This is a genomic window from Amycolatopsis minnesotensis (assembly GCF_039529815.1).
GTDB classification, from domain to species: domain Bacteria; phylum Actinomycetota; class Actinomycetes; order Mycobacteriales; family Pseudonocardiaceae; genus Amycolatopsis; species Amycolatopsis minnesotensis.
The window spans coordinates 102420-114547 of record NZ_BAAANN010000011.1; the positions used below are offsets into that span (position 1 = coordinate 102420).

Sequence of the window (12128 nt, forward strand, 5' to 3'; positions counted from 1 at the left end):
GATGAACAGCGTCCCATGTGTTTCCGGAAAAGTGGCTGAGAGGTCGGCCACTGAGTCGATCATGCTGATTCAAGCATGGGACGGAGGCGGCAGCTTCGGCTATTCTTGGCCGATGAGCTGCTAATACATGGCCGATCGCGCATCTCTCGGTGTGTTCTCGCTCGCATACCCGCGAGTAACCGGGGTGCTCGGCCGCCGCGTAGTCCATGGTGATTTCCAGGCAGTTAGGGTTGCCTTGCTCGCCTTGAACGTCGCTCTACGACGCCAGGCTCATTGATGGGATGTGATCGTTCGTGCCGCTCCGAACCGCCGCGCGGTGGCTGCGCTGCTGGGAACCGCGCTCCGCACCGCGTCTGCGCCTCGTGTGCTTCCCGCACGCGGGAGGCGCGGCGAGCTTCTACGGCTCCTGGGGCGGTCTCGCCCCCGCCGACGTCGAGGTGCACGCCGTGCAGTACCCGGGAAGGGAGGACCGCATCGGCGAGGCGGTGCCCACTGGCATGGAAGAACTGGTGCGCGGCGTGACCGAAGAGGTGCACGCGTTGTCCGACCGCTCGTTGGTCCTTTTCGGACACAGCATGGGCGCGATCGCGGCGTACGAGACGGCGCGAGCGCTCAGCGCGGTGCACGGGGTGCGGCCGCGACGACTCGTCGTCTCCGGCAGGCACGTGCCCGGCGAGGCGGCGGGCGGTGATGTGCACCGGCGCGATGACGCCGGTCTGGTCGCCGAGGTGCGCCGGGTCGGCGGTGCGGGGGCCGAGGTGCTGGCGGCGACACCCGAGCTGTGGCCGGTGTTCCTGCCCGCCATCCGCGGCGACTACCGGATCGAGGAGACCTACCGGCACCGGCCGGGAACCCCGCTCGACATCGGCGTCACCGCGATCGTCGGTGCCGAAGACGCCGAGGCCACGCCTGATGAAGCCGACCGCTGGTGCGAATACACCTCCGGTCCCTTCACCCGCCACGTCGTGCAGGGCGACCACTTCTTCCCCGCCCGCCACGCCGAACAGGTGCTCGGCCTCGTGCTGGGCGGGCTCGAATCCGCCGAGGAGATCAGGTGACCGAACTGGACCTGCGCGCGGTGGTCGCGTCCGTGCTGCGCGTGCCGGCGGACTCCGTCGACGAAGAGGCCGACCTCATCGCCGGTGGCATCAGCTCGATCGCGATGATGCGGATCGTCGGCAAGCTCCGGACTGCCGGTGTCTCGACGAGCTTCGCCGAACTCGCCGAACGTCCCACCGTGGCCGGGTGGCGGGAACTGGCGGCAGGCCGCACCGGAGCGCCGGCCACATCGTCCACTGTGGATGAAAGTGCGCGGTTCGAACTCGACCCGTTGCAGCACGCGCTGTGGATCGGCCGTCAGCACGGCCAGCGGCTCGGTGGCGTGGCCGCGCACTTCTACACCGAGTTCGACGGCGGCGCGCTGGATCCCGCGAAGCTGGACCGTGCCGTGCGCGGCGTCTTCGCCCGCCACGGCATGACGCGGCTCGTGGTCGACGGCACCGGACGCCAGCGCATCGCCGCCGAGTCCCCGTGGCCAGGACTGCGCACCCACGATCTTCGCGCTATGCCCGCCGTCGAACGCGAGACGCGGCTCGCCGTGCTGCGCGCCCGGCTTTCCGAGCGCGTCATGGACGTGGCCGCCGGTGAGGTGTTCGACGTCCAGCTCAGCCTCCTCCAGGACAACGCCGCCAGGGTGCACGTGAACGTCGACATGATCGCCGCCGACGCGATGAGCCTGCGCATCCTGGTCGCCGACCTCGCCCGGTTGCTGCGTGCGCCGGAAGACCCCTTGCCTCCCCTCGGTTACAGCTATCCGCGCTATCTGGCCGACCGTGCGCACACGAGTGCCGGTGCCGTCGAGCGCGACCGCGAATGGTGGCTGGACCGTCTCGCGGACTTGCCCGGTTCGCCCGCGCTGCCGGTCGAAAACACCCCCGGCGAGGGCGGCGTGCCGGTGGCCCGCCGCCGCGAGCACTGGCTCGACCCCGCTGCCACCGGTGCGGTGCGCGACCGCGCGCGTGCCGAAGGACTGACCCCCGCGGTCGTGTTCGCCACCGCGTTCGCCGAGGTGATCGGTGCGTGGAGCGCCGAGCGCGACTTCCTGCTCAACGTCCCGGTATTCGGCAGAGAACCGTCGCACGTCGATGTCGACAAGCTCGTCGGCGCGTTCTCCAGCTCGGTGTTGCTCGGGATGCGGACCGGGATGGCCGAGTCGTTCACCGCCGCCGCGCTCCGAGCCCAGTCGGAGCTGCGAGAGGCGGCAGGGCACGCCGCGTTCACCGGTGTCGACGTCCTGCGCGAGCTGACCAGGGCCAACCACGGCGAGCAGGTGCTCGCCCCGGTCGTGTTCTCCAGCACGCTCGACTTCGGCGAGCTGTTCGACGCCGAGGTGCGGGCGCAGCTCGGCCGTCCGGTGTGGATGATCTCGCAGGGGCCGCAGGTGTGGCTGGACGCGCAGGTCACCGAACACGACGGCGGGATCCTGCTCACCTGGGACGCCCGTGAGACAGCGTTCGCGCCCGGCGTGCTCGACGCGATGTTCGAGACGTTCACCGAACTCGTCGACGGCCTCGTCGCGGGCGGCGGGTGGGGCACCCCGGTCGGCGGGCTGGTGCCCGGCGAGCAGCGCGCGGTACGCGATCGCGTCAACATGACCGCGGGTGCGGCACCGGGAAAGCCGTTGCACGAGCGGTTCTTCGCGCTCGCCGAGGCCGAACCCGACGGCGTGGCTCTCGTCTGGGGCGCGGACTCCGTGATGACCTATGGCGAACTGTCCGACCGTGCGCGGCGGCTCACCACGATGCTGCGCGCCGAGGGCGTGCGCCGGGGCGACGCTGTCGGGATCACCCTGCGCAAGGGGCCGGACCAGGTGGTCGCCGTGCTCGGCGTGCTCGGCGCCGGTGCGTGCTACGTGCCGTCCGGTGTGGACGTTCCCGTCGCGCGTCGTGCGGCGGTGCACGAGTCGGCTGGTGCGCGCGTCGTGCTGGCGGGTGACGCCGTCGCCAAGTCGGCACACCATTCCCCGGCCACCGAACTCACCACAGTGGACAGTGAAGACGTGATGTACGTGATCTTCACCTCCGGCTCGACCGGCACGCCCAAGGGGGTCGAGGTGCCGCATCGAGCGGTGGCGAACACGGTGGAGGCGGTCAACGACCACTTCGGCGTCACCCCCGACGACCGCACGATCGCACTGTCCGCTTTGGACTTCGACCTGTCCGCATACGACCTGTTCGCGTTCCTCGGCTTCGGCGGCAGCCTCGTGCTGCCGCGCGAGGACCAACGCCGTGACGCGCATGCCTTGGCCGAGCTGGTGCGCCGCTGGGAAGTGAGCGTCGTGAGCTGCGTGCCCGCGCTGCTCGACATGCTGATCGTCGCGGGGCAGCGCGGCGGCCTCGGTGGCGCGCTGTGGCTGGTGATGCTCGGCGGCGACCGGGTGGGCACCGATCTTCCCGCCAGGCTGCGGGAACTGCGACCGGGCTGCCGGTTCGCCGGGCTCGGCGGCATGACCGAGGCCGCCATCCACGCGACCGTGTGCGAAGTCGGCGACGTGGACCCGAGCTGGCGGGCGGTTCCTTACGGCAGGCCGCTGCGCAACACCCGCTGCCGGGTGGTCGACGCCCGTGGCCACGACTGCCCGGACTGGGTGCCAGGTGAGCTGTGGGTGTCCGGCGCGGGTGTCGCGCTCGGCTACCGGGGAGATCCGGCGCGCACGGCGGAGAAATTCGTCGAGCGCGACGGTTCCCGCTGGTACCGCACCGGTGACCTGGTCCGGTACCGGCCGGACGGGACGGTCGAATTCCTCGGCCGCACCGATCACCAGGTGAAGATCCGCGGCCACCGCGTCGAACTCGGCGAGATCGAAGCGGCGCTCACCGCGTTCCCCGGTGTCTCCCAAGGCGTCGCGCTGGTGACTTCCGGACGGCGCATCGCGGCCGTCGTGACCGTCGCCGTCCCGGCCGTACCGGACGAGATCGCCGACTCGTTCCTCGCGCACCTGCTCGACCAGGTTCCGGACGCGCACGTGCCGTGGCGGGACCGCGTGGCGGACGCCGAATCGTGGACGACGCTGCGGTGGCGGCTCGCGGCCACCGGCCACGGCCCGCTCGTACACGGGCTGGCCGAGCGCGTCGACGAGTTGGTGGCAGTGCTGGAGGCCGGCGACGACCCGGAACCCGATCTTCTTCCCGCGGACGTCGACGAGACCGCGCTCCTGGATTCGCTGGCCGAGCGGCTGCCCGCGGTGATGGTGCCCCACCGGGTACTGACACTGCCCGAGTTTCCGCTGACCCGCAACGGAAAGATCGACCGCGACGCACTCGCGCGCACTTTTTCCAAAATGTCCACAATGGATTCCGGGGCGGGTGACCCGCCGGACGGAGCGGTGGAGGAGGTGGTCGCCGGGGTGTGGGCCGAGCTGCTCGGCGTTCCGGTCACCGGCCGCGAGCAGAACTTCTTCGCGCTCGGCGGTGATTCGCTGCTCGCGACCAGGCTGATCGGCAGGCTCACCGCGGCCGGGCTGACCGGGGTCGCGCTGGCGAAACTGTTCGCCAATCCGGTGCTCGCCGACTTCGCCGCCACCCTGTCGACGGGCCACGAGGAACCGCCGGTGCCGGTCGTGGCCGAGCCCGAGCGCCGCTTCGAGCCGTTCCCGCTGACCGACGTCCAGCGCGCCTACTGGATCGGCCGCGGTGCGGACCTCACCCTTGGCGGCGTCGGCAGCCATTTCTACCGCGAGTACGAGGTCGCCGAGCTCGACGTGCCACGGCTGGAAGCGGCGGTGAACGCACTCGTCGCGCGGCACGACATGCTGCGCGCGGTCGTCGGCCCCGACGGTGACCAGCGCGTGCTGCGCGAAGTGCCACCGTTCCGGCTGGAATTCGCGGACGATCCGCGCGAACGGTTCTCGCACCACGTGTTCGACCCGGCCACCTGGCCGTTGTTCTCGATCACCGCGTCCAGGCGAGGCGACCGGACCGTGCTGGCCATCGGCACCGACAACCTGGTTTTCGACGCGCTGAGCGTGCTCACCTTCTACGCGGAACTGGGCGCGCTCTACGCCGATCCTGACGCCGAGTTGCCGCCCGTCGGCGTGACGTTCCGCGACTACCTGCTGAGCCCGGCGCCGGACACCGAGCGCGCCGAGCGGTATTGGGCCGAAGTCGCGCCGACGCTCCCGCCCGGTCCGTGCCTTCCGCTGGCGGCCGACCCGGCGGAGATCACCGCGCCCCGGTTCAGCAGGCGTTCGGCCACGGTCCCGCGCGAGCGCTGGCAGGTGATCGCCGCTCGTGCCCGTGAGCACGGCCTCACCCCGTCCGCGGTGCTGCTGACGGCCTTCGCCGAGGTGCTCGGCCGGTGGAGCGCCCGGCCGGACCTCACCTTGAACGTGACCCTGTTCGACCGGCGGGAATCGCACCCGGACATCCACCACGTCATCGGCGACTTCACCTCGCTGGTGCTGGTGGACCACCACCCGGAGGCAGGGGACTCCTGGCTGGCGGGCACGCGCGGGCTCCAGCGCCGCATGTGGGACGCGCTGGACCACCGCCAGGTCTCCGCGGTGCGGGTGCTGCGCGAACTGGCCCGTGCCACCGGCGCGGCCGAGGTCACCATGCCGGTGGTGTTCACCAGCGCGCTCGGCCTTCCCGCGCTCGCCGGCGCGCTGCTGACCGAGCCGGTGTACGGGATCTCCCAGACCCCGCAGGTGTGGCTCGATCACCAGGTGTCCGATGTGGACGGCGGGGTGGAACTCGTGTGGGACGCGGTCGACGGGCTTTTCCCCGCCGGGCTGCTCGACGCGATGTTCGACGCCTACCAGCGGCTAGTGGACTGGCTGGCCACCGGGGACTGGACAGCGGCGCCGCCCGATCTGGTGCCCGCCGCCCAGCGCGAAGTCCGCGCCCTGGTCAACGCGACCACCGACCTGCTGCCGGAGTGCTCGTTGCACGACGGCTTCTTCCGGCAGGCCGGTGAAAACCCCGGCCGCGTGGCACTGCTGACCGGTGACCGCACGATCAGCTACGGCGAGCTGGCCGGCCGGGCGCTGCGGATCGCCGCCGCGCTCGACGTGGCACCGGGTGAGCCGGTCGCGGTCACCCTGCCCAAGGGACCGGACCAGATCGCGGCCGTGCTCGGCGTCCTCGCGGCGGGCGGCGCGTACGTGCCGATCGGCGTCGACCAGCCGGATGCCCGCCGGGAGCGCATCCACCGCCTCGCCGGGGTGCGGACGGTCGTGACCGGGGAATTCGTCCGCGCCGCAAGGGATTTCCGGCAGGCGACACCGATCGCCTGCGAGCCGGATCGGCTCGCGTACGTGATCTTCACGTCCGGGTCCACCGGCGAACCGAAAGGGGTGGAGATCACCCATCGCGCCGCGATGAACACCGTCACCGACGTCTCCGAACGGTTCGGCGTCGGCAAGGACGACCGCGTGCTCGCCGTGTCCGCATTGGACTTCGACCTCTCCGTGTACGACGTGTTCGGCCTGCTCTCCGCGGGCGGCTCCCTCGTGCTGGTGGAGGAAGACGAGCGTCGGGACGCCCGCCGCTGGCTGGAGCTCGTCGAGCGGCACGGGGTCACGGTGTGGAACTCGGTGCCCGCGCTGCTCGACCTGCTCCTGCTCGTCGCGGACGGGCCGCTGCCGCTGCGCGTCGCGCTGGTCTCCGGTGACTGGGTGGGCCTCGACCTGCCTGGCAGGCTCGCCGCGCACGCCCCCGGCTGCCGGTTCACCGCGCTCGGCGGGGCGACCGAGGCGTCGATCTGGTCCAACTTCTTCGAGGTCGGCGCGGTCGACCCCGCCTGGCGGTCGATCCCGTACGGCTTCCCGTTGCGCAACCAGCGGTTCCGGGTCGTCGACGCGGCGGGACGCGACCGCCCCGACTGGGCCGAGGGCGAACTGTGGATCGGCGGAACCGGGGTCGCCCGCGGCTACCGGGGCGACCCTGCCCTGACCGCCGCGCGGTTCACCGGCGGCTGGTACCGGACCGGCGATCTCGGCCGGTACTGGCCAGACGGCACGCTGGAGTTCCTCGGCAGGCGCGACCGGCAGGTGAAGATCCGCGGGCACCGCGTCGAGTTCGGTGAGGTCGAGGCGGCACTGTCCACCGCGCCGGGCGTCGGTTCCGCGGTGGCCGCGCTCGTCGAGGGCACGCTGGTGGCCGCCGTGGTCCCCGCCGCCTTGCCGGCGACGACGGTGACGGCGGGCAGCGGGCGGAACGCGCGCGACACCGCGGCGTACGACCGGATGGTGCGCGAGCAGACCGCCGCCGTGGCGCCGCTGCTCCGGGAACTGCTGGACGGCCCGATTTCCGCCGAACACGAGCCGACGGCGCGGTTGTGGCGGAACTGGCTCGAAACCGCCGGGAACCAGCCGTCGGCCACACCCGCGGACGAGCCCACGCTGAGCCGTGCCCGTGAGCTGACCGGGCTCTACCAGGATGTGCTCGCCGGCCGCGCGCACGCGACCGCGCTGCTGGACGAGCCGCTGTTCGCGCCGTCGTCGATCATTTCCGGCTATGCGGGCGAAGCGTTCGCACTCGTCGTCGCGGAGATCGCTGACCTCGCAGGGCAGCTGGCCCGGCCGGTCGAGGCACTGGAATGGGGCGCTCCGGCGGGACTCGCCACCGCGCTCGGCGACCGGGTGCGGGTCACGTCGCTGGACGCCCCGGTCGAATCCGTGCCCGCGACCCTGCTCGGGCGGTTCGACGTGGTGCTCGCGACCGCCGTGGTGCACCGCTACGCGGAACCGGGCCAAGGGGTGACCGTGTCGGCGTTGCTGGCCGCTCCCGGCGGGACGGTGTTCGCGATCGAACCGGAAGCGCTGGCGCCGATCGGGCTGGTGACGGCGGCGGTGCTGGAGCACGGGTTCGGCGCGCTGGACCCCGTGCGCCTTGCCGCGGGCTCGCCGATGCTGCCCGCCAGGCGGTGGGCCGCCGAGTTCGCCGCGGCCGGGCTGACCGGCGTGACCCACCGCGCGGCAGGGGCCGGCGGGCTCGCCGTCGTGTCCGGCACGGTGCCGTCGACGGCACCGGCACTCGACGGTGCGGGCCTGCGGGCGCACGCGGGCACCATGGTGCCCGCGCACATGGTGCCCGAGCGCGTCGAGGTGCTGCCACGGCTTCCGTTGACCACCAACGGAAAAGTCGACCGGGCCGCGGTGGAGCGCCTGCTTCGCGGCAGGTCACCGGGAGAGGCGGGCGAGGCGCCACGGAGCGATGGGGAGCGGATGATCGCGGCGTTGTGGTCGGAACTGCTGGAGGCGCCGGTCACCGGGCGGAACCAGAGCTTCTTCGCGCTCGGCGGTGATTCGTTGCTGGCGACCAGGTTCATCCGGCTCGTCGAGCAGCGGCACGGGGTGGTGCTGCCCCTGCGGCGGATGTTCGCCGGGCCGACCGTGGCGGAGGTCGCGGAGTTGGTCGACGAGTTGGCGGACAACGACGAGGGAGAGCTGTGATCGCGGTTCTCGGTGCGTCCGGGGCCGTCGGCAGGGGTGTGCTCGCCGCGCTTCGTTCGCGTGGCATCCCGGTCCGAGGCGGCAGCCGTTCGTCCGGTGTGGACCTGTTCGACGACCACTCGCTGGCGACCTTTGTGGACGGAGCCCGCTTGGTTGTCAACTGCGCGGGACCTTCGCACGGTGTGGCGCGGCGGGTCGCGCTCGCCGCGATGCGGGCGGGCGCGGACCACGTGGACGCGGGCGGGGACGGCGTGCGCGTCACCCCGGCACCGGGCCGGGCCGCCGTGTTCGCCGCGGGCGCGGCCCCCGGTCTGTCCGGCGTGCTGCCCCGCGCGCTCGCACGGCGGTTCGACGAGGTGCGGTCGCTCGTGTCGTACTCCGGGGTGCGCGACCGGTTCACGACGGCGGGCGCGGAGGATTTCCTCCACGGCGGATCGGAGGCGGGCGCCGGGTGGCGCCGAGGGCAGCGGGTCTCGTCCGCGGTGAGCCGCGTGGACGATCTCACGCTGCCGCGGCTACCCCTCCCGGTCGTAGCGTTGCCGTTCTTCGACGAGGAGAGCGCTTCCGTCGCACGCGCATTGTCTCTTGTGGACGCGACCCGGTATGCGTTCTTCGAGGACGGCAGGCTCTTGGCCGCACTCGGCAGGGTGCGCGGTCAGCGAGTGGACGACGCGGTGCGGTCGTTGCGCGAGGCCGCGGCACTGGACACGGCCGGCCGCGCCACGCACGCCACCCTGCTCGTCCAGCTCGACGGCACGTCGGATGGCGCCGTGGTCACCAGAACCGCCATCGCACGCGCTGGGTCCACGGCGGTGATGACGGCGGCGGTGACGGTGGCAACGGCGCTGGCCGTGCTCGCCGGGGAAGTCGCCGAGGGGACGTACCAAGCGGCCGAGGTGCTCGATCCCGCCAGTGCGTCCGAACTGGACGGTGTGGAGATCGTCGTCGAGGACCGGCCGATCGCCGATCTCGCGCTCGCCGAGGAAGGAACGCTGTGAACCGGTCGCGCGTCGTCGTCTGCGGCACCACGTTCGGCCAGTCCTATCTCGCCGCGGTGGCCTCGCTCCCCGGCGAGTTCGAACTCGCCGGAGTGCTGGCCAGGGGCAGCGAACGGTCCGCCGAGACCGCTCGCCGTGCCGGAGTTCCCCTGTGGACGGAAGCAGGCCAGGTGCCGGACGACGTGGACATCGCCTGCGTCGTCGTCCGGTCCTCGTCGATGGGAGGACCAGGAAGCGAACTGGCCAGGACGCTGCTCGCGCGTGGTGTGCACGTCCTGCAGGAGCAGCCGATCCACCACGACGATCTCGTGGAGAGCCTCAAAACCGCGCGGGCGCACGGTGTCCGGTACCGCATGGGCGACCTCTACGCCCAGCTCCCTGCCGCGCGGCGGTGGGCGGCCGCCGCGCGAGAGCTCAGCACGCGGCAGCGGCCGGCCTATCTCGACGCGGCCTGCGCGGTGCAGGTTTCGTTCCCGCTGCTGCACGTACTGGCGGAGGCGCTGGGCTCGCCGCGGCCGTGGCGGTTCACCTCGGCCGGCACGAGCGGGCCGTTCACCGTCGTCACCGGCGAGCTCGGCGGGGTGCCACTCGTGTTGCGCGTGCAGAACGAGATCGCGCCCGCCGACCCCGACAACCACCTGCACCTGCTGACCAGGGCCACCATCGGCTTCGACGGCGGCGGGCTCGCCCTGCACGACGCGCACGGCCCGGTGTCGTGGACGCCGCGGCTGCACGTCCCGCCGGGGGTGCGCGCCTCGTTCGACTTCACCGGATCGGACGCGGCACATCTGGGCCAGCCCGGTACGACTTTCCTCGACACGGCGCCACCGTCCTATCGGGACTTCCTGGCGGACGTGCTGCCGTCGGCGATCGGGCGCGACCTGCTCGCGTTGCGCGAAGCCGTGCTCGATCCGGCGAGCACCTCGCGGGCGCCGCAGTACCACCTGGCGCTGTGCCGCATGTGGCAGGACCTGACCACCGCACTGGGATACGCGACGCTGCTCGAAGACCCGGCGCACCGCCCGGTGCCCGTCCCGGGACCGGGCGATGTGTGAGACCGGGGCCGTCGCGTGCTCAGCGCCGCGCGACGAGCAGGCACTGCGACATCGGTGCCAGCGGGTGGTCGTCGTCCGGCACGACGTGCGTCCGCCCGAACCCGGCGCCCGCCAGCGCGTGCAGCCATTGCGCGCGGGACAGGAAGGTGGTGCCCGAGCGCAGCCGGTCGTCCTCGGCCGCGGTCATCATGAACGCCTGGGAGATCAGGATCTCCAGGTACTCGCGGGTCGGCTCGATCAGCAGCAGCCAGCCGCCGGGTGCGAGCAGTTCGCGGACGCGGCGGAGGGTCGCGTCGGTGTCGCGGGCATTGTTCAGCGCGCCCGCGGCGATCACCACGTCCACGCTGCCAGGGGTGAAGCCCTGCTCCCGGTTGCCACCGTCGGCGTCGAAGACCCCGTAACGGACGAAACCGTGGCGGGGGAAGCGTTCCTGCGCGGTGGTGAGGAAGAACGAGGACACGTCGGTGAAGTGGTAGTCGACGTCACGGGCGCCGGATTCGGCGAGCCGGTCGAAGACCACCTCGCTGGTCGCTCCGGTTCCCGCGCCGATCTCCAGCACCCGCAGCGGGCCGCGGTCGGCGAGTGCGCCGACGGCGGCCGCGACCATCGCGTTCAGCTGGCGGGCCACGGCGGTACGCCGGTACAACGCGTCCGCGAGGTCCTGACGGCCCTCGGGGAACAGCAGCAGCGCGGCCTGTTCCTCACCGGACATCAGACCGGGAAGGTGGTCGGCGTTCAGGCGGAAGTAGTCGATGACCGCCGCGTCGCCCAACCCCTCGGTCCACAGTGCACGGGCCGCCGCCCACGCCTTGTCCACCGAGTCGACGCCGACCGGCGCGGCGCCGCGCACGCGTTCGCCGTCGCGGGCCAGCACGGCGCGGCCGGTCAGTGCGGTGAGCCAGCGTTCGACCACCGCGTGGTGCCGCGGGGCGACACGAGCCGCCGCGAGCACTTCTGCCACGTCGTGGGCGATCGACGGATCGGTGAGCACGCCGTGTTCTTGCAGCGCGTGCAGCATCGAGGCGAGCACGGCCTCGTCCAGCCTGGCGACGAAGGCGGCGGTGTGCTCGCGGGCAAGGCCCGGCGTCCGCACCGCGTCGATGGCGGCCAGCACGGTTTCGTGCGCGTCGTGGTCTCGTACGGAAGCGACGACGCCGTCGGCTCCCTGCTGAAGGCGCACCAAGGGAACCTCGCCGAACTCGGCGGCACCGCCGAGGTGCAGCACCTGCCGCAGCTCGGACAGGTCGGTCATGGCCGCGGCGGGCTCGGCCGCCAGCGCCGCCACCCGCGCGGAATCCAGCACGGCGACCTCGGCGCCACCGCGTTCCAGCGCGGCGAGTGCGCGCGCGGGATGCCCGTCGGGGTCGTCGAACACGACCTTCGCGCCGCTGAGGACGGTGGCGACGGCCGCCTCCAGGCCCGGTCCGGTCAGCGGAAGTCCAATCAGGACAGTGGACGTTCCGTGGAGCACCGCGTGCCACGCCGCGACGCGCGCGACGGTGCGGGGATCGCCGGATTTCAGCCTGCTGGCCAGATCGTGAATTCCAGGTGCCGAGCGCAAAACTTCATACTGCTCGATCAACGCGGAGGGGAAACCGCGGTTCAGCAAGGTGGTGAATTCTT

The 12128-nt window shown here is 72.1% G+C and carries 5 protein-coding genes; 4 read left to right on the top strand and 1 reads right to left on the bottom strand.

Annotated elements, in window-relative coordinates:
* Positions 1-293 precede the first annotated feature (293 nt).
* From ABD256_RS15840 to ABD256_RS15855, 4 genes are read left to right on the top strand one after another with little or no spacing between them, the layout of a single operon-like run.
* Positions 294-1058: a thioesterase II family protein gene (locus tag ABD256_RS15840; RefSeq protein ID WP_344418366.1), complete on the top strand. Its 765-nt coding sequence runs from the start codon at positions 294-296 to the stop codon at positions 1056-1058.
* Positions 1055-8452, top strand: coding sequence for an amino acid adenylation domain-containing protein (locus ABD256_RS15845; RefSeq protein WP_344418368.1), 7398 nt, complete (start codon positions 1055-1057; stop codon positions 8450-8452). Before ABD256_RS15840 ends, ABD256_RS15845 begins: the two co-directional genes overlap by 4 nt.
* Positions 8449-9450, top strand: a complete 1002-nt coding sequence (locus ABD256_RS15850) for a hypothetical protein (RefSeq protein WP_344418370.1) — start codon at positions 8449-8451, stop codon at positions 9448-9450. The genes ABD256_RS15845 and ABD256_RS15850 overlap by 4 nt, the downstream gene beginning before the upstream one ends.
* Positions 9447-10505 (top strand): Gfo/Idh/MocA family oxidoreductase, encoded by a 1059-nt coding sequence (locus ABD256_RS15855; protein ID WP_344418372.1) that lies wholly within the window; start codon positions 9447-9449, stop codon positions 10503-10505. The genes ABD256_RS15850 and ABD256_RS15855 overlap by 4 nt, the downstream gene beginning before the upstream one ends.
* Positions 10506-10524: 19 nt before the next feature.
* On the opposite strand, the gene ABD256_RS15860 is transcribed toward ABD256_RS15855, so the two are convergent.
* Entirely contained in the window at positions 10525-12066 is a 1542-nt protein-coding gene (locus tag ABD256_RS15860; RefSeq protein WP_344418374.1) for a class I SAM-dependent methyltransferase, read from the bottom strand.
* Between the last annotated feature and the right edge of the window lie 62 nt (positions 12067-12128).